Annotated in this window: 24 protein-coding genes and 1 tRNA gene; 13 read left to right on the forward strand and 12 right to left on the reverse strand. The window is 48.3% G+C overall.

Annotated features, from left to right (window positions below; translation table 11 throughout):
- Window positions 1-1,257 (reverse strand): lactate racemase domain-containing protein, encoded by a 1,257-nt coding sequence (locus WS_RS00700; protein ID WP_011138103.1) that lies wholly within the window; start codon window positions 1,255-1,257, stop codon window positions 1-3.
- A 253-nt stretch (window positions 1,258-1,510) separates the two neighbouring features.
- Here WS_RS00700 and WS_RS00705 point away from each other — a divergent pair, with 253 nt between their 5' ends.
- Window positions 1,511-2,434 carry a bile acid:sodium symporter family protein gene (locus tag WS_RS00705; protein ID WP_011138104.1) on the forward strand — a complete coding sequence of 308 codons (924 nt, stop codon included), beginning with the start codon at window positions 1,511-1,513 and terminating at the stop codon, window positions 2,432-2,434.
- A gap of 2 nt (window positions 2,435-2,436) precedes the next feature.
- On the opposite strand, the gene WS_RS00710 is transcribed toward WS_RS00705, so the two are convergent.
- Window positions 2,437-2,513: transfer RNA gene (locus WS_RS00710), tRNA-Ile, on the reverse strand.
- A complete protein-coding gene (locus WS_RS10795) occupies window positions 2,504-3,616 on the reverse strand; it encodes an FtsW/RodA/SpoVE family cell cycle protein (RefSeq protein WP_011138105.1) in 1,113 nt (370 codons plus the stop codon). The genes WS_RS00710 and WS_RS10795 overlap by 10 nt, the downstream gene beginning before the upstream one ends.
- 99 nt (window positions 3,617-3,715) lie before the next feature.
- On the opposite strand from WS_RS10795, the gene WS_RS00715 reads away from it, so the two are divergent.
- From WS_RS00715 to WS_RS00765, 11 genes are all read left to right on the forward strand, one after another.
- Window positions 3,716-4,678, forward strand: coding sequence for an RluA family pseudouridine synthase (locus WS_RS00715; protein ID WP_011138106.1), 963 nt, complete (start codon window positions 3,716-3,718; stop codon window positions 4,676-4,678).
- Entirely contained in the window at window positions 4,626-5,870 is a 1,245-nt protein-coding gene (locus WS_RS00720; RefSeq protein WP_011138107.1) for a fibronectin type III domain-containing protein, read from the forward strand. Before WS_RS00715 ends, WS_RS00720 begins: the two co-directional genes overlap by 53 nt.
- Window positions 5,870-7,036, forward strand: coding sequence for a tRNA (guanosine(46)-N7)-methyltransferase TrmB (gene trmB / locus WS_RS00725; protein WP_011138108.1), 1,167 nt, complete (start codon window positions 5,870-5,872; stop codon window positions 7,034-7,036). Before WS_RS00720 ends, trmB begins: the two co-directional genes overlap by 1 nt.
- The gene (locus WS_RS00730; protein WP_011138109.1) at window positions 7,033-7,704 is read left to right on the forward strand and encodes a cell division ATP-binding protein FtsE; all 672 of its coding nucleotides are present in this window, start codon (window positions 7,033-7,035) and stop codon (window positions 7,702-7,704) included. Before trmB ends, WS_RS00730 begins: the two co-directional genes overlap by 4 nt.
- The gene (locus WS_RS00735; RefSeq protein ID WP_011138110.1) at window positions 7,691-8,497 is read left to right on the forward strand and encodes an FtsX-like permease family protein; all 807 of its coding nucleotides are present in this window, start codon (window positions 7,691-7,693) and stop codon (window positions 8,495-8,497) included. Before WS_RS00730 ends, WS_RS00735 begins: the two co-directional genes overlap by 14 nt.
- Window positions 8,498-8,502: 5 nt before the next feature.
- A complete protein-coding gene (locus WS_RS00740; RefSeq protein WP_011138111.1) occupies window positions 8,503-9,729 on the forward strand; it encodes a murein hydrolase activator EnvC family protein in 1,227 nt (408 codons plus the stop codon).
- 61 nt (window positions 9,730-9,790) lie between these two features.
- On the forward strand, window positions 9,791-10,177 hold the full coding sequence (locus WS_RS00745; RefSeq protein WP_011138112.1) for a FlaG family protein: 387 nt from the start codon (window positions 9,791-9,793) through the stop codon (window positions 10,175-10,177).
- Window positions 10,178-10,214: 37 nt separating this feature from the next.
- The gene (gene fliD / locus WS_RS00750; RefSeq protein WP_011138113.1) at window positions 10,215-12,263 is read left to right on the forward strand and encodes a flagellar filament capping protein FliD; all 2,049 of its coding nucleotides are present in this window, start codon (window positions 10,215-10,217) and stop codon (window positions 12,261-12,263) included.
- Window positions 12,264-12,281: 18 nt separating this feature from the next.
- Window positions 12,282-12,671, forward strand: coding sequence for a flagellar export chaperone FliS (fliS, locus tag WS_RS00755; protein ID WP_011138114.1), 390 nt, complete (start codon window positions 12,282-12,284; stop codon window positions 12,669-12,671).
- Complete coding sequence (locus WS_RS00760) at window positions 12,649-12,900, forward strand: hypothetical protein (protein ID WP_041571668.1); 252 nt, start codon at window positions 12,649-12,651, stop codon at window positions 12,898-12,900. Before fliS ends, WS_RS00760 begins: the two co-directional genes overlap by 23 nt.
- A 50-nt stretch (window positions 12,901-12,950) precedes the next feature.
- Window positions 12,951-13,850, forward strand: a complete 900-nt coding sequence (locus tag WS_RS00765; RefSeq protein WP_011138116.1) for a DUF2156 domain-containing protein — start codon at window positions 12,951-12,953, stop codon at window positions 13,848-13,850.
- Here the strand turns inward: WS_RS00765 and WS_RS00770 are convergent.
- The 5 genes from WS_RS00770 to WS_RS00790 are packed head-to-tail and all read right to left on the reverse strand — an operon-like array spanning window position 13,847 to window position 17,306.
- Complete coding sequence (locus tag WS_RS00770; RefSeq protein ID WP_011138117.1) at window positions 13,847-14,857, reverse strand: hypothetical protein; 1,011 nt, start codon at window positions 14,855-14,857, stop codon at window positions 13,847-13,849. The two genes, WS_RS00765 and WS_RS00770, sit on opposite strands and share 4 nt — an antisense overlap.
- A gap of 22 nt (window positions 14,858-14,879) precedes the next feature.
- On the reverse strand, window positions 14,880-15,230 hold the full coding sequence (gene dksA, locus WS_RS00775; RefSeq protein WP_011138118.1) for an RNA polymerase-binding protein DksA: 351 nt from the start codon (window positions 15,228-15,230) through the stop codon (window positions 14,880-14,882).
- A gap of 33 nt (window positions 15,231-15,263) precedes the next feature.
- The gene (rlmH, locus tag WS_RS00780; protein ID WP_011138119.1) at window positions 15,264-15,728 is read right to left on the reverse strand and encodes a 23S rRNA (pseudouridine(1915)-N(3))-methyltransferase RlmH; all 465 of its coding nucleotides are present in this window, start codon (window positions 15,726-15,728) and stop codon (window positions 15,264-15,266) included.
- Window positions 15,700-16,569, reverse strand: a complete 870-nt coding sequence (gene accD / locus WS_RS00785) for an acetyl-CoA carboxylase, carboxyltransferase subunit beta (RefSeq protein WP_011138120.1) — start codon at window positions 16,567-16,569, stop codon at window positions 15,700-15,702. Before accD ends, rlmH begins: the two co-directional genes overlap by 29 nt.
- A 2-nt stretch (window positions 16,570-16,571) precedes the next feature.
- Window positions 16,572-17,306, reverse strand: a complete 735-nt coding sequence (locus tag WS_RS00790; RefSeq protein WP_011138121.1) for an inositol monophosphatase family protein — start codon at window positions 17,304-17,306, stop codon at window positions 16,572-16,574.
- A gap of 110 nt (window positions 17,307-17,416) precedes the next feature.
- Between WS_RS00790 and recO the strand changes: the two genes are divergently transcribed.
- Window positions 17,417-18,040, forward strand: a complete 624-nt coding sequence (gene recO / locus WS_RS00795; RefSeq protein ID WP_081454332.1) for a recombination protein RecO — start codon at window positions 17,417-17,419, stop codon at window positions 18,038-18,040.
- On the opposite strand, the gene WS_RS00800 is transcribed toward recO, so the two are convergent.
- The 4 genes from WS_RS00800 to WS_RS00815 all read right to left on the reverse strand — a co-directional run bounded on the left by WS_RS00800 (window position 18,037) and on the right by WS_RS00815 (window position 21,961).
- Window positions 18,037-18,876: a peptidylprolyl isomerase gene (locus WS_RS00800; protein WP_011138123.1), complete on the reverse strand. Its 840-nt coding sequence runs from the start codon at window positions 18,874-18,876 to the stop codon at window positions 18,037-18,039. The genes recO and WS_RS00800 overlap by 4 nt on opposite strands.
- 8 nt (window positions 18,877-18,884) lie before the next feature.
- Window positions 18,885-19,652, reverse strand: coding sequence for a 2,3,4,5-tetrahydropyridine-2,6-dicarboxylate N-succinyltransferase (locus WS_RS00805; RefSeq protein ID WP_011138124.1), 768 nt, complete (start codon window positions 19,650-19,652; stop codon window positions 18,885-18,887).
- Between the two features lie 48 nt (window positions 19,653-19,700).
- Window positions 19,701-20,669, reverse strand: coding sequence for a tRNA dihydrouridine synthase (locus WS_RS00810; protein WP_041571670.1), 969 nt, complete (start codon window positions 20,667-20,669; stop codon window positions 19,701-19,703).
- 80 nt (window positions 20,670-20,749) lie between these two features.
- Complete coding sequence (locus tag WS_RS00815; RefSeq protein WP_011138126.1) at window positions 20,750-21,961, reverse strand: FprA family A-type flavoprotein; 1,212 nt, start codon at window positions 21,959-21,961, stop codon at window positions 20,750-20,752.
- Window positions 21,962-22,002: the final 41 nt, after the last annotated feature.

A 22,002-nucleotide genomic window follows, 5' to 3' on the forward strand; every position in this document is an offset into this window, starting at 1 on the left:
CTAAGAGACCACTTTGGGGACGGTGATGGAGCCAAAGGGAAGCACGATGACGCTAGCTTCAGGGCCTTTTTGGGCGATAGCCTCTTTTAGGGCTTGGTGAAGATCGTGATAGGGCTTAAGGTGGACCGCTCTCATCTGCTCATCACTTAGGTCGCTCACTGCCCAGCTCTCTGCCCAAAGATTGATCTCGGCCATCTTGGCTGCCTTGTGGTAGCCGAGCCGATACTCCTGCTTGATTTTATCCAAAACCGCTTGGGCGGAGTTGGCTGAACTCATGAGTTTGAAGAATCCCTCCTCGCCAATTCCCGTGCGACACTTGGCGACCATGATCAAGATTCCGCCTTCATTGAGCGCGAGCTTGCCATTATCGAGCGCTTTTTGGGATTGGTAGAGATCAATATCCATCGGGTAGGGAGCGACAGAGATAACAATGTCGGCTTTTTTGGGAATATTGACGCAAAAAACTTCGTCGGCTTTGTCGATTCCTGCATAAAAAGAATCGCTCAAATCTCCTGCCCTCACGGCGCAAATATCATGATCGCTATCCAAAACTGTCATGATTGCAAAAACATCGATCTCTTTTAGCACCTGCATTGCATCCATCATGTCTTCGTGGACAGGATTCCCTTGGAGGGAGAGTGCTTGGGCATTTTCGTGGAGGGCTAGAAGATGGTTTTGTTGGATTGTCTCATAGGCAGCGACTCCAGGTAAGAAAGCTTTTCTTCCTCCTGTGTATCCTGCAAAATAGTGAGGTTCGACCGAGCCAATCGCACACACTTTTTTGGCATTGGCGACTATCTTATTCAGATACATCTCGGTGCCATTGGTTGATTTGCCTAGATAGACCATCTCATCTTTGCGAGAATCATGGCTCCAAATGCGATTTTGGCGCGCCAAGTCTTCATAAATCTCTTTCCCAAAAATAAAGTGATACTCCTCTTGGGTGGGAGCTCGATGGCAGCCTGTGGCGATGATGAAGAAGATATCTCTGTTTTTGATTTTGGGATAGATTTGGGCAAGAACCTTGCGAGTAGGGGTGGGACGAGTGCCATCATTAACAATAAAGACGATGCGCTCACTGGTATTGATAAAATGGTCAAAAGAGTCCTTGCCAAGAGGCTTGGCTAGTGCCTCATCAATCGCTTTGGCGTAGTCGATCTTTTCGACGCTGTTGGGTTCATAGACTCCAATGAGTTGAGAATCGGCAATCTCTAAATGAATTTTTTCTTCTTTTCCGTAGCCCACCGTTACTTTCATACTTCATCCTTGTTTAGGTTTATTTTTATTTTTACCTTCGACTCTCTCGAAAGAACTCCCCCTGATAGCCTATAAAGAGTCAGTTTATCGGCTCTTTTGAAAATGTTATCACTTATTAAATAATCGAGGGGTTATTTTTTGAGCTATTTGTTTTTTGTAAGGAATCCTTTTTGGATATGGAAAATTCTCCAAAGGATTTTTGAGGAATCTTGAAGTATCATAATCCCTTTATTTCGGTTTTTGGAGAAGAAGAATGGATCGTATCAATGCTCTATTTCCCTTGTGGGCGATTCTCTTTTCGGCCCTAGCATATGCGATGCCATCGCTATTTGTGCCGCTTAAGGAGATGATCGTTCCCTTGCTTGGGTTTATCATGTTTTGCATGGGGATGACACTGTTGCCCAAGGATTTTAAAGAGGTGGTACGCCGCCCTAAGGTGATTGCACTAGGAATTGTTTTGCAGTTCACCCTGATGCCTTTGGGGGCTTATGTGATTGCCCATCTGCTTGGATTCCCTGCACTTTTGATCGCGGGCTTTATTTTGGTGGGAACAGCTCCTGGAGGAACGGCCTCCAATGTCATGGCATTTTTAGCCAAAGGAGATGTTGCGCTCTCCATCACGCTCACCGCCTGTTCGACGCTTCTTGGGGTGATTCTCACTCCCTATTTGACCCTCTTTTTAACTCAAGAGGTGGTCGAGGTCAACGCGCTAGCCATGCTTATGAGCATTGTGAAGATCGTCTTTTTCCCTGTGGCACTAGGGGTAGGGGTGAACTATTTTTTGTGCCAAAAAGTTGAAAAAGTCCAACGCCTTCTTCCCACGCTCTCTATTGTTGGAATCGTGCTCATCATTGCTATCGTGGTTGCGCTCAATCAGAGCAAGATTCTCGAAGTGGGTGCTTGGGTGGCTCTTGGGGTGGTGATGCACAATACGCTAGGGCTTGTGCTCGGATATTTTTTGAGCAAAATGGCGGGATTTGAGGAGAAGATTGCGCGAACCATCGCTATTGAGGTGGGGATGCAAAATTCAGGGCTTGCTGTGGCACTGGCGGCCAAATATTTTGGCGCACTCGCGGCACTCCCTGGGGCAATTTTCTCGGTCTGGCATAATGTCTCAGGTTCATTGATTGCTTCTTATTGGGGCAGCAGAAGTGAAAAAGAGCAGGAGCAGGGGTAAGGTGGTGGGCCCTGTAGGACTTGAACCTACGACCGATCGGTTATGAGCCGAGTGCTCTAACCAACTGAGCTAAGGGCCCCTGCCAAAAGAGGTGAAATTATACATAAAATTAAACCTAAAAGCAAGCAGATTCTCTAGCATTCCAAGCAGAACCATAAAGGTGACAAAGCTGCTTCCTCCGTAGCTAAACATCGGCAGAGGCAAACCCACAACGGGGGCTAGGCCGATGGTCATAGCGACATTCACCGCCGCGTAGATGAAAATCAACATAGCTAATGAAATAGCTACTACTTTTAAAAAGTAATCATTTTTATTCATGACACTCAGCGAGAGGAGATGGAGAATCAAGGAGAGGTAGAGGAGGATGAGGCCAACAGCCCCCCAAAAACCAAATCGCTCCACATGATAGGCAAAGATAAAGTCGCTCGTGGCGATGGGGAGGAATTTGAGCTGGGCTTGAGTCGCCTCATCTTTGGCCTTTCCCGCAAGTCCTCCTGAGCCAATTGCAATGATCGATTGCTGGACGTGATAGCTTGGCTTTTCGCTCAAAAAGTCGGTGATTCTCTTGCGCTGATAGTCGTGGAGACTGGAGTAGAGTACAGGAGAAGCGATGCTGATGGCAAGAAGAATCCCTAGCCAAATTTTGTAGTGCACTCCAATGAGAAAGAGCATCCCATATCCCGTCAAAAGAAGCACAAGGGCCGTGCCTAAATCAGGTTGTTTGAGGATGATGACAAAGGGGAGGAGAATATAGAAGCTAATTTTGGCGAAACTTTTGAAGCGATAGCCATCCTTGGGCGGGGGAGTGTGGCGAATGATGTGGGCTAGCATCAAGATAAAAGCGGGCTTCATGAGTTCAGAGGGCTGAAGGGTGAAGTGAATAAAGGGGATCTCAATCCAGCGCTGGGCCCCTAGTTTGGTCGTGCCAAAAATTTCGACGGAGATAAGAAGGGCGATATTGATCCAATAAAAAAAAGGGATACTCCAAGAGAGTTTGCGGATGGGCACCAAAAAAGCGAGAAAAAAAGAGATAAACCCGACAATGACATAGGTTGCTTGTTTGTCTGCTAGGCGGTCGTTCACCTCTCCAATAAGGATATAAGAGACGATCACCAAAGGAAGAATCATCGCGAGCAAGAGGAAATCAAAATGTGTTAAAATCCGTCGGTCGATGGCGATCATGCTGCGTAGACTCCAGAATCGAGGCTGCTTTTTAAGAGGTACCTTGTGTATAGAGATGATTCTAGCTAAAGAAACCCCAATCCAACTTTTAGGCCCTTCATGAACGAAAGAAAAATTTTTCACAACACCGAGATGGCAAGACTCGATCAAGCATTAGCCAAGCTCCTAGGCGAGAGTCGCAATCAAGTGGAGGCGCTGGTTAGAGGGGGGAATGTTTGGGTTGATGGAGAGAAGAGCTCCAAAGGAGGGGTGAAGCTCAAAGGCGGCGAGCGAATCGAGGTGGAGATCCCCCTCTTGCGTGAAAATCCTGCCATGGAGGTTGAGTTTGAGGTGGAGATTCTTCATGAGGAGGAGCACTTCATAGTGCTCAACAAGCCCTCAGGAGCAGTGGTTCATGGAGCGCCAAGTGTGAAAGAGGCCACGCTGGTGGACTGGCTGAAGAAAAAGGGAATCTCTCTCTCCACCCTCAATGGAGAGGAGAGGCATGGAATTGTTCACCGACTTGATAAAGAGACCAGCGGAGCGATCGTGATTGCCAAGAGCAATGAGGCTCACCGAAGGCTTTCACTCCAGCTCCAAGAGAAGAGCATGGGGCGCTACTATCTAGCCATCATTGACCATCCCCTCAAAGAGGATCAAAGGGTGGAGTGCTATCTAGGGCGCCACCCCCACCATCGCCTCAAAATCGCCAAGGTACCCGTAGGAAGGTATGCCAAGAGTGCTTTTGTGAAGCTAGAAGAGAGTATTGATGGCTCCAAGGAGCTCATTGCGGCGAAGCTTTTCACAGGACGCACCCATCAGATTCGCGCTCACTTGGAACTTTTGGGACGCCATATCCTTCATGATGAGCTTTATGGCTACAGGGGCACATCAGAGGGACGCATCTTTTTACATGCCTACGGGCTCTATTTTGACCACCCGATGACGGGAGAATCGATGTTCTTTAAAGCCCCGCTTTTTGAAGATATGATAGGATACTTGCAACAAAATTTTCCATCGGAGCGGCTGCATGAAACACTTCTTCCGGATGCTATTGTGGAGCGCTTTAGCGCTTTGGGTTAGCGGATGCGCGGTGAGCAATCCTTTTGGCTCCAGCGAATTTGTGGATGGGAATCTCCCTAGGGTCTCCTCGATAAGGACTCTGCCTGATGTGAGCTCGGTCGCTTTTGAGTGGAATCTCATCAATGATCCGAGAATTGATGGCTACTACCTTTACCGCAAAGAGGTCGGTGCAAGCGGGGATTTTGAGCGCGTAGGAAGAATCGAATCGCGTTTTGGGGCCCATCATGTTGATAGGGAGCTAAAGCCTGGCACCACCTATCTCTACAAGATGAACACTTATAACAAAGCCACAGGGGGAGTTTCGCCTGATAGTGAGGTGGTTGAGGCAAAGACGATCGCCTTAGAGCCTTTAGGGTTTGTTCAGGCGATGAGTGGCTACCCTCGAAAGGTGAAGATTCTTTGGGGACCACACAATGATCCTAGGGTCTCTGGCTATGTAGTTGAGCGAGAAGAGAGCGGCAAATGGAAGAGTGTGGGCAAAACCGATAGCCGACTTTTGGTCGAATATCTTGATATGAAGCTCGAAGATGGAAAAGAGTATCGCTATCGTGTTCTTGCCAAAACTCACGAAGGAGCCCTCTCAACACCCAGTGAAGTGGTGAGTGCAATCACTAAGCCCAAGCCCCCGATGGTGCAAGGGGTTGTCGCGAGTGTGGATATTCCCAAGCGAATTGAGCTCTCTTGGGAGAAAAGCACGCAAGCGGATGTGGTGAATTATAAGGTTTATCGAGCCCCTTGGGAGAAGTGGAACTACTCCGAGTTGACGCAAACGCAGGGAGAGACGAGCTATGTTGATAATATTGATGGAGATGGAAAGGAGTATTATTACAAAGTGAGCGCGATTGATGTGGATGGAATCGAGAGCCTTTTGCCAGAATCGCCCATTTATGGAACCACGCTCAAGCTTCCTGCTACGCCTGTGATGGAGTATGCAAGAATCGAAAATGGGCAGGTGGTTTTGCGCTGGGCACCGACGGATGATCGAAGCGTGGAGTATGTGGTCTATAAAAGCGATGGCTGGTTTATGCCAAAGACGGAGCGATTTGTTGGAATCAAAGATGTCAATTTTTATGATCGAGAGATTGTCCCGGGTAAAAAATATTACTATTCTGTGGCGGCGGTTGATCGTCATGGACTCGAATCAAAGCGAAGCAACGAAGTGGTTCTCCTGCTCCCCCAAGAGGCTCGCTAATGCCCCATTTTATTGCCTCTTCGTTCACGCATCCCGACTATCCTTTTGAAGAGGAGGGATATTGCTTTAGCGATTCTCTCTCCAACCTCCTTCACCCCCACGAAGAGCTCGTGAGGGTCGAGGTGGAGGGGAAAGAGTTTTTCCTTCGCATCAAACATCGCCTCAAAGAGAACGACTTCATTATTCGATTTGACAAGTCCACGCGAGTCTCCCCTGTGGGAATTATCAAAAAAGCCCTTCGAATCTTTGCCCAAAAAAGCCAAGCCCAAATCCTCTCTGACAACCTCTCCGAAGAGGATTCGATTCGCCAAAAGAGACTCACTCCTTTTTTAAAAACTCCCGAGTTTTTTATGCACGAGGCACACCAAGGGCAATATTGGGTGGAGATTGGCTTTGGGAGCGGGCGTCACCTCCTCCATCAGGCCAAAGCCCATCCAGAGAAGCGCTTTATTGGGCTTGAGATTCACACCCCCTCCATCGAACAGGTCTTAAGACGGTTGGAGCTAGAAGAGATATCCAATGTCTCCATCGTCTCTTATGATGCGAGAGTTTTTTTGGAGCTCCTCCCCTCTAACGCTATTGAGCGGCTTTTTGTGCACTTTCCCGTCCCTTGGGATAAAAAGCCTCATCGTCGAATCTTTAGTCGAGCTTTCCTTAATGAAGCGATTCGTACGCTAGGGGTGGGGGGGGTATTAGAGCTAAGAACGGATAGTGAAGACTATTTTCTCTTTGCCAAAGAGCTTCTTTTGGAGCTTAACCGCGTCCATTTTTCCATCCGCAAAAATTTTGATGCGCCCATTAGTAGCAAGTATGAAGATCGCTGGAGAAAGCAAAATAAAAATATCTACGACCTTTTGCTTCATAACGACCAGCACTCTCCTGACCCCCTCCGCCCTAGTGATTTCTCCTTCAAGCCGCTAAAGCGATGCGATGCGGCGGAGCTTAGAAGGGAGATTCGCGAGGGGTGGTTTGCAAGTATCGAGCGACTCTATCGCTCCAAAGATGGCAAGAGCATGGCGATACGGAGCTCTTTTGGTGATTTCGCCTACCCTGAGAAGAAGTATCTTTGGATTAAGGGGGAAGAGGCGCGCTACTTTGGCTCCTCGCCCATCCCCTCTCTTGCGAATCATCAGGCCCATAAACTCCTAGAGGAGTGGCTTTCATGAGCAAAATCATCTCCGCCTCCAAGCTCTACTTGGGTTACAAAAAAGAGGAATCGGTGATCAAAAATGCCGCTTTTGAGATCAAAGCTAAAGAGTTTGTCTTTATCAGTGGTCCTAGCGGAAGCGGCAAGAGCACCCTTTTAAAGTCTCTCTATGGGGCGCTTTGTGTTCATTCGGGGAGCCTCAATGTCTGCGGAATCGAGATGCTTGAGGTCAAAAAGCGCAAGATTGACTTTTTGCGCCGCCATATTGGAATCGTCTTTCAGGATTACAAGCTGATCAAAGAGTGGACGATCGAGAAAAATGTGATGCTCCCCATGATCATCAACGGATTCTCTAAAGAGGCTTGTCAGGCTCAAGCGGAGAGGCTTTTGGCGCACATCAAGCTCTCGCACAAGGCGGGCAAATATCCTCCTGAGCTAAGCGGAGGCGAACAACAAAGAGTGGCTATGGCGAGGGCTTTGGCCCACAATCCTCTCCTTATTCTCGCGGACGAGCCCACAGGGAATCTAGATGACTACTCTAGCGATGTGATCTGGAATCTTCTCAAAGGGGTGAATGAGCAATTGGGGATTAGTGTGGTGGTGGTGACGCATCGAATCCCTGACAATCTCAACATCCCCTATCGTCACCTCTATATTGAGGATGGAGTGGTCTATGAGCTCTCTTAAGCATCACCTCTCTCTCATCATTCCGCTCATCGCGCTACTTTTTAGCTTGGAGAGCATTGTGCTCATTCAGCGCGCGGTGGCAGGATATGAGGCCAATCTTGGCAAGAGCTATTCGATTGTTATCGCCACACGCAAAGAGGTTTCTCTCGAAGAGATCAAGAGGGTTGTGAAGGAGGCAGAGGGGCTTAAGGCAATTGCTCCTGATGCGGTGCTCGAGAAGCTCCAAAAAGATATTAGCAGTGCCAATCTAGCTCTCCTTAAAGATTCTCTTCCGCAGTTCTACTCACTCTCGCTTGATTCCTTCCCCGACAAGAGTCGTTTGGGGGCGATTGATGCAGCTTTAAAAAAGATGAATGGGGTCGAGCGCGTGGAATCGTTTGTCAAGTCACACGACCAGATCTATCGCCTGCTGTTGCTTCTTAAAAGTAGTGTGATGGTTTTTGCGGGGCTCATCTCGATCATCAGCCTTTTGTTGATGGTGAAGCAGATTGAGATTTGGCGCTTTGAGCATAGCGAACGCATGGAGATCATGGGTTATTTTGGAGCTCCTTCATGGATGCGCAATGGTCTTTTATTCCGCTTGGCGTTGGTCGATTCGCTTATTGCGGCGGGAATCATTGGCGCAGGGATGATCTACCTGAGCCAAGATCCTACCACACTCACTCTCATTGGTGATGTGGGGCTTGATGGGTCCATCTTTGCCCCAGAGCATGATTCGCTTCTTTTGTTGCTGGGCGGCGTAGGCGTCTCCATCCTCTCGGTGTGGATGGTGATTTTGCGTCCAAGGGGGTAGCGATCTTGCATTCACTCCTCCTCCTCTTCTTCTTTTTGGGCGCCCTCTCTCTTGAGGCGGCCTCCATTCAGACCCAAATCAACACCAAGAGCGGGGAGCTCAAAGAGAGTCTTCAAAAAGAGCGCACTCTTAGCCAAAAACTAGAGACGCTTGGGGCTGAGGTCAATAAGCAGAATCAAAAGATCACTCAACTTGAAAAGAGCATCCAAGAGGCGGGGGAGAATATCGCCAAGAATGAGGGAGAGTTCAAAGAGCGCGAAAAGGAGCTTGGGGAGCTAGAGAGGCGCCAAGAGGAGATTGAGCAAGCCAAGAGAGAGATTGAGCAACAGCTTCTTGAGGTGATCGCGCAAGATGTCTCTTTTGTGATGATTCTTAATGATCATCATCCCAAGTCGGCCGAGGATTTGGTGTTTGAGGAGGTTTTTAAGGCGCTCAGTCAAGAGATGAAAAAGCGTGTGGACGGATTGACTTTAAAGCAGTCAGAGTTGGCCAAAGAATCGCAAAGGGTGGGGAGCACCATCGCTGGAATTAAAAAATTTATTCAAACGGAGAATGAGAAGCGACGGCGACTGGATGAGATGAAGAAGAATCAAAAAGAGCTGGTCGCCTCTTTGGCCAAAGAGATGAAAGAGTATGATGCCGAGCTCAAGCGAGTGGTGCAAGAGCGTGAGAGCCTCAAAGGGATCTTGGCCAAGCTTAATATCACCAAGGAGCAAGAGGAGGCCAAAAGGCGCGCTAAAGAAACTACCTCCAAAAAGAGTGATCCCAAGGAGGAGAGCGTGGAGGGGGCGTTAGAAGTGAGGCAAGTGGCCACTTCCTATCACGATGTGAGCACCGTCAAGTACACAGGAGAGAGAACGATTCCCCCTTTAGAGCGTTTTGAGATAGAGCGAAAATTTGGCCCCTATTATGACCCTGTTTATAAAATGAAAGTGTTTAATGAATCGGTTATTTTCAACGCTTTGGAGAGCGATGCGAAGGTGAGGAGCGTGATGGATGGCAAGGTGGTCTTTGCCAAAGAGACGCCTATGCTAAAGCGGGTCGTGATCATTGAACATAAAAACAGCCTCCATACCATCTATGCCCATTTAGACAAGATCGCCCCCACGATTAAGCCTGGAAGTCCTGTCAAAAAAGGCTATATTATCGGGAGGACTGATGGCAAGCTTATGTTTGAGGTGACGCAAAAAGATCGTCATATCGACCCCATGGAGTTCATTACAGTAAAATAATTTTTTGTCGATATTTGGGCTAGGAGTTTATAAATCCGATTCATTATCTAAGGGGACGAGGATGATTGAGATGATTGGGCAGACAGGGGCTATCACCACAACCCCCGCAACAGGAGCTTTGGTAAACACTTCCAAGGGAGAGGGAGCGGGAGTTGCTTCTTCTTCAACGCAACAGATTCAAAAAGAGGTGCAAGAGCTTCAGGATAGCAAAAATGTCGAGGATCTCAAAAAAGAGCTCATGCAGCTCACTGAGGAGCTCAATCGAGAGTTCAATCCTCTTAATATGAATATAAAGTTTGGCTTCAGCGATGATATTGAGAGCCTCTATGTGACCGTCAGCGAGCGAGACAGTAATCGTCTCATTCGCAAAATTCCCAGTGATGAAGCGATTGAGTTGATGGTCAAGATGCGTGAGATCGTTGGAATCATCTTTGACAAAAAGGGCTAGAGCGTAGCCCAAAGAACTTTTCCCAAGGAGAATCGCTATGGCAACAGGAACTATTACTGCTCTAGGAATCGGTAGCAATGTTTTGACAAGTGATGTGATTGATAAGCTAAAAGACGCCGAAACAACCGCCAAAATCAACCCCTTTACCAAGAAGATGCAAGACAATCTTGATAAACAGACAAGCCTAACGCAGATCATGACGCTCTTTGGCACGCTCAACAGCAGCGCCAAGAAGCTGGCGGATACCTCCAGCTATCTAGAGCGTTCTAGTAGCGTGACGGGCAATGGCGTAACCGCCACTATAGGCGCAGGTCTTCCTGTGCAGGATATTTCAGTCAAGGTGAACCAGTTGGCCACGGGAGATATCAATCAGGTGGGCACATCCTATGAGTCGAGAGATTCGGTCTTTTCAACCACCAATACCGTACTAAAATTCAATGCAGGCGGCAAAGACTATTCCATCAAAATCGCCGCAGGAACGACCGTGGGCGATGTAGCCCAAAGTATCACTGACGCAACCAATGGAGCGGTCACAGGGGTTGTCATGAAGACAGGAGGGAGTAAGCCTTTTCAGCTCATGATCAACTCCAAAGAGACAGGAGCGGGCAATAAGATCTACTTTGGAACAACGCTTACAAGCTCTAATGTTAAAACAGGTTCAATTGAGGCTAGCGGAAGTGGCGATCTAACGGTCACCCTCAAAGACAAAAATGGCAATGACAAGACGCTTGATATCACAATACCTCCAACTGCTTCGGGAGCCGATTCTCAAAGCAATGCCGCAGCTATCCAAAAGGCTATCAAAGAGGCTGTGAGCGCTGATTCGGATTTTGCAGGCCTTGAAGAGGATATCAATATTGGTCTTAGTAGTGATGGCAAGCAGGTGATCGTCAATGATCGGCGAGGCAACGATGTGAGCGTAGGAGGAGCTAAAGCAAGTGACTTTGGTTTTAAAACTACAACGAAAACGGCTGCCAATACAATCGAAGGATCGTCGGTGGCCAGCGGACAGCTCAGTGGCACGCTCACTATCGGTAATATTGATCTTGACCTCTCCACGCTGAGCGCGGCAGGCAACTCAGGCACTCAAAATGCCCAAGCGGTGGCCGATGCGATCAATACGGCTGCTAGCGGCTATAGCGCCAGCGTGGAGAATGGCAAGCTTATTATCAATAAAAATGACGGGGGTAATGTTCAGGTGACGCTCAAAGGGGCGGATGGAAGTGCTGAGCAGTCAGCCAGTAAGAAGGCGATCGCCGCTCTTGGGCTTACCGCAGGAACGCATCAGTCCTATGTTGATTTCCAAACCAATACGCTCAAGCTTGACAATATTCAAAGCGCTCAAGACGCGAAGCTCACCTATAATGGAATTGCTATCACGCGGCCCACTAACTCCATCAATGATATTGTTTCTGGCGTAAGTCTAGAGCTCACTGCGGTGCATAAAGAGGACGATTCTCCTGCGGTGATTCGTGTCACACGAGACAATAAGGCAATCTATGATGAAGCTCAAAATTTTGTAGATTCTTTTAATGCCTTAATGGATCAGCTAGAGCAAGATACAAAATATGATGTAGATACAAAGATTGCGGGGGTTTTTCAGGGAGATAGTGATATTCGGAGCATTAAAAATGCACTCAACAATCTCCTCTCCTACACTGATGGAGACAAGAACAGTCTCTATAAATATGGAATCTCACTCAATGAGAGCGGCCGCTTGACACTTGATTCAGAGAAGCTCCAGAAGGCTTACGAGGAGGACCCCGATATGGCGATGGCCTTTTTCAAAGGCACCGCCAAGACCATCGGAGGTAAAGAGACTGAGGTGAAGGGAATTTTCACGCAATTTAATGAAACAATTGATGATTACATAACAGGAAGTAATGCTAGGCTCAAGTTGCTTGAAACTTCGCTCACCGATGAATCAAAGCGACTAGAGGAACAAAAGACCAAAGCTCAAAAGGATTTAGACGATCGCTATGATATCATGACGGCGCGATTTGCGGCCTATGACTCGATGATTGCCAAAATTAACCAAAGCTTTAGTTCTCTCAATATGATGATTCAACAAGCCTCAAACTCGTAGTGTAAAAAAAGGATTTTTATGAGAAGTAACGCCGCCTATAGCTCCTATCAGCAAAACTCTATCACCGTGGAATCTCCCGCTAAGCTGATAGAGATGCTTTATGAAGGGATTCTGCGCTTCACAGCCTTGGCGAAACGAGCAATGGATGAAGAGGATATTGAGAAGAAGATCTACTACGTCAATCGAACTACGGATATTTTCACTGAGCTTTTAAACTCTCTTGATTATAAGCGTGGGGGGGATGTGGCGCATTATCTTACGGGACTCTACACGCACCAAATCAAGCTTCTCACACAAGCTAATGTGGAAAATAACAAAGAGAAGATCGATATTGTCATCAAGGTGACCCGCGGTCTTTTGGAGGCATGGAAGGAGATACACCAAAATGAGTTGGCTAAGGGAGTTTAAAATCGCCCTAGTGGAGCAAGACTTGGCGGCGCTAGAGAGAATCATCTCTCAAATGCCCGATTCTTTTGAATGCCTTGAAGAGATGCAAGAGGCTCAGGCCTACATGGAGCAGGCGCGCGAGATATTTCTTATCGAACGCGAGAAGGTCTCCGTGGAGCTAGAGAGATTGAGTAAGATGAAAAAGTTTGTCCAAACTGAGAGGAAAAAGTCAATTAATACCCATTTTTAAGTTTCTGCACTACAATAAGCCCTTCAAAACTTTTCAATAAGAGAAACTTTATGCAATGGAAGCCGATCGATATTGAAGATCGAGAGACTTTGGAGGGCTTTTTCCGCTCCGAGGAACTTTCGGTCTCTGATTTTTCCTTCACTAATCTTTACCTTTGGCACTTTTCCCGCTCTATCTCCTACGCGATTATTGAGGACCTTTTGTGCATCAAAACTCAATACCACGGTGAACATCCTTTTCTTTTTTTCCCTCTTGGCAAAGGAGAGAAGAGAGGCGTGATTGAGCGCCTCATGGAGTGCTTTGAATCGCGGGCGATTCCTTTTACGATGCGCTCTTTGGGCGAAGAGATGAAAGATGAGCTTGAGCGCCTCATGCCAGAGAAATTTGAGTTTATCTACAATCGTGACCGCTCCGACTATGTCTATTTAACGGAAGAGCTCATTGAGCTTAAAGGGCGTAAATTTCACAAGAAAAAGAATCATCTTAATCGATTCTTTGAGCTCTACCCCGATTTTAGCTACGAAAGCCTCTCAATGGAGAATGTCGATGAGTTGCTAGAGGCATGGAAGCTTTGGTTTGGAAGAATCGCTGATGAGGCCAACGAGGGGCTCAAAAATGAATATATTGGAATCGTGGAGACGCTCAAGCATTTCGGCAAGATGAGCTACAAAGGGGGAATTTTGCGCGTGAAGGGCAAGATCGTGGCTTTCACCCTAGGGGAGCAGCTCAATAGCGACACGGTGGTGGTGCATATCGAAAAAGCAGACACAGAGTATCACGGAGCCTATCAAGCGATCAATCAGCAGTTCTTGGCTAACGAATGGAGCCATCTCACCTATGTCAATCGAGAAGAAGATTTAGGAATTGAAGGGCTCAGGCGCGCCAAGCTCTCCTATCAGCCCTCTCATCTTATCGACAAATATAACGTCACCCCCAAACCCCAAAGCTAGAAGAAAAATATCTCCGCAGGATAGGAGAATCCGCTCTTTCGGAGCTCCAAGAAGGCTCGAATCTTGGGGAAATCCTCTTTGGAGTGAGCGCTTAGACGCTCTTTGGCCACCTCAATCATCTCAAGCTCTAAAAGCACATAGAGATAAGCCTCCTCGGCTCCTTCGTGTTTCTCGGCTAAAACCTCAAAGAGCTTGAGCCAGCTATCAGGCTCCAAAGAGCCTTTGAGCTCTTTGGCTAGTCCAAGATAGTCTCGTGCTTCAAAAACTGCCTTTTCGCCTAGTGAGGCAATCTCATCAAAACCAAGCTTCAAGCGCTTGGCCTCATAGGCCCCAAGAAGGGCTTTGGCGAGTTCTTTATCTAGCGGGATGAGGTTTTGATATTTTCGTATCTCTTTCTCCTCTCCAGACTCAAAGAGTGAAAGCAGCGCAACCTTTTTCAAAGAATCGGGTGCCTCTGTTTTTTTGAGAATCTCTAGAGCGGATTTAGGATCGATCTTGAGACGATTGAGTTGATTTTGGAGGTTGAGAGAGGCGGTGTAGGGGAGATGGAATCGCTTCAAATCGACCACCTCACCTTGGGTAATCTTGGAAGAGGCTTCAATGAGCGAATCAATCTCTTCGTCATCACTGAGGGGGGTGTGAGGTTGAGCGATGAGTTTGAAGCGTCGAAGAATCTTGGAGATTGACTTGAAAGTATGAGTTTTAAGCTCACCTTTGAACTCTTTTTCGGAGGCTTGAGCTAAAATCTGCCGCAATAGAAGCTCTCGATCTTTTTTGGAGTGGTACTCCTCCCAAAGGCTCTGCGCCTTGCCAAGCAGAATGAGGCATAGACTCAAAACAAAGAAGAAGAAGAGCGGCACTAGACTCCAAATGGCTACGGGAAGGCTCAAAGAGGTTTCGCCAAAGGGCGGGGTGTAGGTGTATATCTCGCTGTTGAAACTGTAGATATAAAGACCCGCGGCGATACTAAAGAGTAGCCAAAATAGGGTGTAGTGTTTCGCTTTCATCTTAAATCCTTGTGTGATTGAGTTATCGATTTTTCTCGACGATTTCTCGACAAACTATACAATACTTCGCGTGTGGTTTCACTTTGAGTCGTTGGATGCTGATGGGATCCTCGCACATCTCGCAGATTCCATAGGTTCCGCTTTTGATTTTGGCCAAAGCCACCTCAATCTCTCTCAACTCTTTTTGCTGCTGCAAAGAGATGGAAGAGCCCACGAGACTCTCGGTGCTGGCACTTGCGTAATCAAGCTCATCGCTAAGGCTCTGATCTCCTAGCACCTCTAGGTCTTTGGCGTTGCTCTCGATATTTTGCAGAATCTGCTTTTGGCGATCGCTTAAAAGCTCTTTGAAATATTTCAATTCACTGTCTCGCATGATTTGGCTCCTTCGTCATCCTACTTTCAGAAATTACTTGTGATAGGGGTGATTGTGCATAATCGTAAGCCCCCGGTAAATCTGCTCGCATAAAACCACTTTAGCGACCTTGTGTCCTAGGGTGAGAGGACTCAGGGAGAGGCTTTGGTGGCAACTTTTGAGGAATCCTGGTTCAAAACCGTAAGCACCGCCTATAAAGAAGTTCACCTCCTGTTTGTGATGGAAGATTTGAGAGAAAGCATGAGAATCATAGAGCTTACCCTCAGGCGTGAGTGCGATATTGTGAGCTCCTGAGAGATAGCGCTGCAAAGCCTCTTTGTAAGCCAAAGAGGATTCGGCTTCATTGGCCGCTTTTTGAGCTTGGGCGATCTGCTTGTTGAAAATATCCAAAATCTCAAGCTCGACATTAAAAGAGCGAGCGAGCTTTTTGAAATGCTCTCCCAGCTCAGCATAGGCATCCTTTTCAGGCTTAGAGATGCAATAGACACGGATTTTCATCGTAGGGGTTGAAGAATCTCAAAAGGTCGCCCAAGGTCTTCTTCATCTCCTTGCGTGGGGTGATCATGTCAATGAGCCCATGCTCAAGCAAAAATTCCGCCGTTTGGAAGCCCTCAGGCAGATCCGCTCCAATGGTCTGTTTGATGACCCTCGCTCCAGCAAAGCCTACCATGGCTCCGGGTTCGGCGATAATGATATCGCCCAAAAAGGCAAAAGAGGCGCTCACGCCCCCCATGGTAGGATCAGTGAGGAGAGAGATAAAAGGAAGCTTGGCCTGAGAGAGTCGCGCCAAAGCCGCGCTTGTCTTGGCCATCTGCATCAAAGAGTAGGTGCTCTCTTGCATTCTAGCGCCTCCGCTAGTGCTGAGAATCACGAGTCCTTGGTGTTTTTCGAGGGCACGATTGACCGCGCGAACGATTTTTTCACCCTCCACCGAGCCAAGGCTTCCTCCCATAAAAGCAAAGTTAAAGAGCACGATTTGGGTGCTAACCCCATTGATTCGACACTCTCCGCTTAGAACAGAGCTGGCGCGCCCTGTTTTTTGTTTTCCCTCTTCGATTCTTTTTTTGTAGCTCTTCTTGTCTACAAAAGTGAGCGGATCAGTGGGCTCTAGGGAGGCGTCGTGCTCAATGAGAGTCCCCTCATCGCAGAGCATCTCAATGCGATCTTCGAGGGCGATGCGCATATGGAAGTTGCACTTAGGGCAGACATGATGTTGCGCGATCACCTCCTTGTAATACATGAGGGCGCTACAACTAGGGCATTTGATCCAGTGACTAGGGGATTCCCCCTCTTTGGCGCGTTCTCTAGTGAAGGTTTTAAAAAAGTCGGCAAAACCCATCTCTATCCTTTCTGGCTAATAAGCTCTAAGAGGTTTTCAAAAATGATCGGGTCACGGCTGATAAGCAGGGCTCGCTCGTCGTGATGGATGTGGAGGTCAGAACAGAGGAAAAGTCCCGCCTTCGTGTCATACTCTCGAATCTCCCCATCAAAAAGGACAAAGCTGACGTTGTGTGCGTAGGCCATGGAGAGGGCGATTGCTCCGGGAGAGCGAAATTTTAGACCCTTTTGATGGAGACCCAAGACCCACGGAGCGTTTCGATGGGAGCCCTCAAAGATTCCAATCTTGCTCGCATGCTCTAGGGGGCGAATGGGAACAAAGGTGTCGATGGGTTGCCAAATGCTTCCGTGCAGGGCGAAAGCGTCTGTTTTGATGAAGGTTTCACCCGAGCAGAAGTTGATCACTGCCGCCGCTTTGGTGCGCCCCTCGGGATCACAGAGTGCTACAGAAGTGCCGTAATAGGGAATAAGAGAGGAGAGGTTGGTGCTTCCATCTAAGGGGTCAAGATAGATGATGTCTTGACTCTCTCCTTCAATGAGGCCGCTCTCTTCGGAGTGAATGTGGCCAAAATGGCGAAGTCTAGCGGAGAGGATCTCTTCGCACATTAGGTCGGCCTTGAGGCTCACATCACCCCCCGCTCCGACCATAAGCGATTCGTAGATGGTGGAGTTTTGTGGGTTGAGAGCCCTAATGGCTTCTTTGGTGGCTTCTAAGACACTACCGACAAAGTTGGTCAAGCGTAGCCCTTTAATCCCCCTTTATGCCCTCAGGGCATAGAATAGGGAAAATTTGAGGGGAATTATAAGAAAAAACGAGTTAATTCTTGTTTATGGCAGCTTAACCCCCAATGGAGCGTGGTTTGCAGGGTTATGTTTTAGATATCAATGTCGCAAGAGATGAAGATCTTTGGGTGGGGGTGCTCACCTCCTCCAAGATGGCGAGGCTCTATCGATTTTATGGGGCGCGTCATAGCGTGATACAGATTGGGCATAAAATTGACTTTGAAGAGGAGCAGGGGGGAGCGATTCCCCGCTTGCGCAGCGTGATGCATTTAGGATTTGTCTGGGAGCGCGACAATCATAGGCGCTACTGGTGGCAGCAATACCTTCGCCTGCTCTATCGGCATCTTCGTGATGTTGAGGAGATGGAAGGATTTTATTATGCGCTTTTGGATCAGGTCTCTAGGCGCCTAGAGAGACAGGATGCCAAGAGAGCGATTTTAGAATCTCATGCCGCGCTTTTGGAATATGAGGGGCGAAGCCATGGGCTGGAACGCTGCTTTTTGTGCGAGGGGGAGTTGGGCGACGAGGTGGCTCTGGCGCGAGGGTTTATTGGGGCACACCCTGAGTGTGTCTATGGTCGGGGGATAGAGAGGGCGAGAATCGAGTGGTTTTTAAGAGAGAAAAACTCCACCCACCTGAGCGATTTAGAGGTGGAGGAGTTGTGGAAGATTCTTTTGCAGGGAATTTAGTCGAGTCGAATCACTTTCACTTTGGCGCTGGCACGGAGCTTCTCAAAATGCTCGCGAATCACCTTGTCCTCTTTTTCCATCATGAGGCGATGAAAGACTGCCTCTTTGGCGCTTTCAAAAGGAATCAAAACGAGATCCCCCTTGCTTTTGACCAAGAAAGTGAGGTGGTCCTCGCCAATGGTGAAAATTTGGGTGAATTGCCCCAGGGGAGTCTCTTGCAAAAGGGCGGCGAGCTTGGGATTGATCTTTTGAGTGAGAATCGTCTCAGGCTCAGAGATTAAGCCTTTGGGCTGGCTTAGAGGATTTTTGAGGAGCGACACAAGCGCCTCTTGATTTTTGGAGCTATATTTGATCGTCTCGATTCTTGCGGGAATGGAGAAGAGATTTTTGTTGGATTCGTAGTAGGCAACTAGCTCGCGCTCATCAGCCATACGGAGGTTATTGGCGACGATCTTGTCATAGAGCTTGTCTTTGAGTACTTTCTCTTTGAGGTCCTCTTTGTAGCTCTCCCAATTCACCCCTTTTTGATCTAAAAAGGATCGGAATTGCTCTAGTGTTGCCCCATTGGACTTGGCGATTCGCTCGACTTCTTGATTGACCTCGATCTCATTGGTGCTGATTCCATAGCGCTCAATCTCATCTTGGTGGAGCATTTTGTCAATGAGCATCTCCATCGCACGCTCTTTGCTAACATTGGCTAGTTGGGCGGTTTTGTAAAGCTCCAAAAGGGTGACGGGCTGGTTATTGACATAAAAGGAGATCCCATTGACAAGCGTGGGGGCGGCCAAGACCATAGAGGCGCATAGGCCAAGGGAGAGAAAGATTCTAGAAAGCATGAAACTCCTTATTCTTTTCGTTCTAAAATGATGGCGGCGTAGCTTGAACTTCGGCCATTTTCATCCAGCAGAGTGCCAGGGGAGACAACGCTATAGGGAGGGATACGCCCATAGGTGATACGCTCGGTCTCTACATCAAAGATGCGCGTGGTGGGCGAGAGATAGACGCCATCAAGCAGCTCAGCATTTTTCTCGATCCAAACCCCCGCGCCAACCTCGCACTTCGCTCCGATGTGGCAACCCTCTTCGATAATGGCGGGAAGCTTGTGAAGAGGATTGAGCGTACCCTCGATGGAGCTATGATTCCCGATGGTGCAACCTTCGCCAATTTGAACGCAAGGACCGATATGCGCCCACGAGCCGACCTTGGTGCCTCGCCCTAAATAGGCGCCAATGTCGACAAAAGAGGGCATGAGCTTGCTGTGTGCCCCAATAAAAGAGCCTTTACGCACGACACTGCCCGGAAGCACAGTGATTCCAGCATTTTTGAATCGGCTCTCATCCCAGCCATCAAGCTTCATGGGAATCTTATCGTAGTAGCGCAATACTCCTGCGTTGGTAGGATAGCAGGAGGTGGTCTGGATGTAGATGAGAATCGCCTTCTTCACCCACTCATTAATCACAGGAGTGCCATTTTCCATGCTAAGGGCGCGCACCTTTCCTGTATCTAGCAGGTCGATCGTGTCTAAAATTGCCTTTTTGAGTTCGGGCTGAGAGAGGCTATCAGGCCCCAGAGTGTCTCTAGCCTGCCATAACTCTTCGACAAATTCTTTCATGAAGCGCTCCTTGGGGTGGGGGCGAAGATGGGGTAAGCGAAGAAGATTTTATCCAAAAGATTCTAAAACTTGTGAAGCCAAAAAGAATTCTTCTATCGCTTCGCGCATGAGTACTGGAGAGGTGAGGTGATTGACCTTGTCGCGAAAATCGCTCGCACCAGCGAGGCCTTTGGAATAGGCATGGAGATTCTTGCGAAACATCACCGCGCCAAACTCTCCTCTAAAGGCGATGGTTTTATCAAAATGTTCCAACGCCACCGCCCTTCTGAGCTCCAAATCGGCCTCGTGGATTCCCTCCTTGATTTGGCGAAAAATCCAAGGCTTGGCCACGGCCGCCCGCCCGATCATGAGACCATCCGCACCCGTGTGGGCGAGCACCTCTTGGGCTTTGGAAAAGGAATCGATCTCTCCATTGGCGATCAAAGGGACTTTGAGGATTTTTTTCATGAGTGCAATGGAATCATAATCGATTCGCTCTTTTTTGTAGCCATCGCTCTTGGTGCGCCCATGCACCACGACAAAATCAATGGGGGCGTCATTGAGAGCATGGGCGATCTCGGCGGGGATTTTGGTCTCAAAACCGATTCTCACTTTGACGCTGGTGTAGGGAATCGTGGTGGTTTTTTTGATGAGACGCAAAATCTCTACCATCTTATCCAAATCCTTAAGGAGCGAGCTTCCACTCCCATGTCCTGAGACCTTGGGGGCGGGACAGCCGCCATTTAAGTCGAGGATGTCGATTCCTTCAAAGGCGTTAAGAACCTCGACTGCCCTTTGGATGATATCGAGGTGATTTCCCGCAATCTGAACACTGTAGGGATTCTCGTTGGGGGCTTTTTCGACCATTTTGGCAGTGCGCCGATTCTTGTAGGCCAGCGCATGGACGCTGATCATTTCGCTCACGGTGATATCCGCGCCAAAGCTTTTGGCCACGCTTCTAAAAGGGAGGTCGGTGTAGCCAGCCAAAGGGGCTAGCATGAGAAGATTTTTGAACGAGAGAGATTTTGGGTGTTGCATCGATTCTTTATTTTGGGGGTGGATTTTGGGCGCGATTATAGCAAAAAATTTAGAGTGCCCACGAGGGGGCACTCTAAAGGCTACTCAATGATTTTGAGTCCGAAGTTATATCCCCACTCTCGCCCCTCTTCAAGCTGAGCGCTAGAGGGCGCCATTTGGACTTTGTAGGGTTCTTGGACGATCTTCATCTTCATCACTTCGCAGATCCGCTCCGTCATCGCAATCCCCTCTCCGCTCCAGCCAAAAGAGCCAAAGACCCCTGCTTTGCGACCATTCATGCTCAAGACAACAAGATTGGCGATGAGGTGAAGAATGGGCTCGGGTGCTTTGGCATTGATGGTGGAGGTGCCAAGCAAGATTCCCGTGGAGAGCTCGATGCTATCGATCATCTCCGCCATTGCACTGCTGGAGGCATCAAAAACAGCAACCTCTACTCCTGCATCAAGCAACCCCGCTTTGACTGATTCCATCATTTTGGCGGTGTTTCCATAGGCGGAGGCGTAGATGATGGTCACCTTCTGCCCATTGAGGCGCAGGAGGTAGTTTTTGGCACGTGCTCTATACCAGTCAAAGAAGAATCGAGGCTCCATGTCCAAAATCGGTCCATGAGAAGGGGCGATCATCTGAACATCAAGCTTTTCAAGAAGCTCAAACGCCTTGATGATATGCTCTTTGTAGGGGCGCATGATCATAGCATAGTAGTATTTGAAGGCTTCGATGGAGGCGAGATAATCCTTCTCATCCAAAAGGGAGTTGAAGATTTCGGGATTGGTTTCGCTGGTGAAATGGGAGCCCATCACATCGCAAGAGAAGAGAATCTTATCTTCCACTAAGTAGCTCATCATCGTGTCAGGCCAGTGCAAGAAAGGAGTGGAGAAGAATCGTAGCGTCTTGCCGCCAAGATCAAGCTCATCTCCGCTTTCAATCGCCATGGAGTTGAAGGGGAGATTGGTGAGGGTCTGGATGAAGCGCTTACAGGGTTTGGAGTGGATAAGCGTGACCTCTGGATGGCGCTCCAAAAACTCCCTCAGGCACCCTGCATGATCAGGTTCGGTGTGTTGGACGACGATGTAGTCGATTTTTTGGAGGGGAAGGTGCTTTTCAAGGTGGGTGAAATACTCTTTGGAGAAGTTGGCTTTGGAGGTGTCAATGAGCGCACACTTTTCGCTGCCTTGGATTAGATAGCTGTTGTAGGTGGTTCCATGTTCGGTGGGGACTACAATGTCAAAGATTGCCAATTCAGGGTCTTTGACGCCGACCCAGTGGACGGAAGGGGCTAGAAGGGTTCTCATGAGGCGCTCCATTTTTAAGATGTTTGAGAGATTGGAATGCA

It is taken from the genome of Wolinella succinogenes DSM 1740, assembly GCF_000196135.1.
GTDB classification, from domain to species: domain Bacteria; phylum Campylobacterota; class Campylobacteria; order Campylobacterales; family Helicobacteraceae; genus Wolinella; species Wolinella succinogenes.

Excerpts from the sequence above, each read along its gene's own strand:
- WS_RS00810 (WP_041571670.1), bottom strand. The coding sequence starts at position 20,669 with ATGCAACACCCAAAATCTCTCTCGTTCAAAAATCTTCTCATGCTAGCC.
- WS_RS10795 (WP_011138105.1), bottom strand. The coding sequence starts at position 3,616 with ATGATCGCCATCGACCGACGGATTTTAACACATTTTGATTTCCTCTTG.
- WS_RS00715 (WP_011138106.1), top strand. The coding sequence starts at position 3,716 with ATGAACGAAAGAAAAATTTTTCACAACACCGAGATGGCAAGACTCGAT.
- WS_RS00705 (WP_011138104.1), top strand. The coding sequence starts at position 1,511 with ATGGATCGTATCAATGCTCTATTTCCCTTGTGGGCGATTCTCTTTTCG.
- WS_RS00700 (WP_011138103.1), bottom strand. The coding sequence starts at position 1,257 with ATGAAAGTAACGGTGGGCTACGGAAAAGAAGAAAAAATTCATTTAGAG.
- fliS (WP_011138114.1), top strand. The coding sequence starts at position 12,282 with ATGAGAAGTAACGCCGCCTATAGCTCCTATCAGCAAAACTCTATCACC.
- WS_RS00765 (WP_011138116.1), top strand. The coding sequence starts at position 12,951 with ATGCAATGGAAGCCGATCGATATTGAAGATCGAGAGACTTTGGAGGGC.
- WS_RS00720 (WP_011138107.1), top strand. The coding sequence starts at position 4,626 with ATGAAACACTTCTTCCGGATGCTATTGTGGAGCGCTTTAGCGCTTTGG.
- WS_RS00770 (WP_011138117.1), bottom strand. The coding sequence starts at position 14,857 with ATGAAAGCGAAACACTACACCCTATTTTGGCTACTCTTTAGTATCGCC.
- WS_RS00735 (WP_011138110.1), top strand. The coding sequence starts at position 7,691 with ATGAGCTCTCTTAAGCATCACCTCTCTCTCATCATTCCGCTCATCGCG.
- fliD (WP_011138113.1), top strand. The coding sequence starts at position 10,215 with ATGGCAACAGGAACTATTACTGCTCTAGGAATCGGTAGCAATGTTTTG.
- WS_RS00800 (WP_011138123.1), bottom strand. The coding sequence starts at position 18,876 with ATGCTTTCTAGAATCTTTCTCTCCCTTGGCCTATGCGCCTCTATGGTC.
- WS_RS00745 (WP_011138112.1), top strand. The coding sequence starts at position 9,791 with ATGATTGAGATGATTGGGCAGACAGGGGCTATCACCACAACCCCCGCA.
- WS_RS00730 (WP_011138109.1), top strand. The coding sequence starts at position 7,033 with ATGAGCAAAATCATCTCCGCCTCCAAGCTCTACTTGGGTTACAAAAAA.
- recO (WP_081454332.1), top strand. The coding sequence starts at position 17,417 with ATGGAGCGTGGTTTGCAGGGTTATGTTTTAGATATCAATGTCGCAAGA.
- WS_RS00805 (WP_011138124.1), bottom strand. The coding sequence starts at position 19,652 with ATGAAAGAATTTGTCGAAGAGTTATGGCAGGCTAGAGACACTCTGGGG.
- WS_RS00815 (WP_011138126.1), bottom strand. The coding sequence starts at position 21,961 with ATGAGAACCCTTCTAGCCCCTTCCGTCCACTGGGTCGGCGTCAAAGAC.
- accD (WP_011138120.1), bottom strand. The coding sequence starts at position 16,569 with ATGGGTTTTGCCGACTTTTTTAAAACCTTCACTAGAGAACGCGCCAAA.
- trmB (WP_011138108.1), top strand. The coding sequence starts at position 5,870 with ATGCCCCATTTTATTGCCTCTTCGTTCACGCATCCCGACTATCCTTTT.
- dksA (WP_011138118.1), bottom strand. The coding sequence starts at position 15,230 with ATGCGAGACAGTGAATTGAAATATTTCAAAGAGCTTTTAAGCGATCGC.
- rlmH (WP_011138119.1), bottom strand. The coding sequence starts at position 15,728 with ATGAAAATCCGTGTCTATTGCATCTCTAAGCCTGAAAAGGATGCCTAT.
- WS_RS00760 (WP_041571668.1), top strand. The coding sequence starts at position 12,649 with ATGAGTTGGCTAAGGGAGTTTAAAATCGCCCTAGTGGAGCAAGACTTG.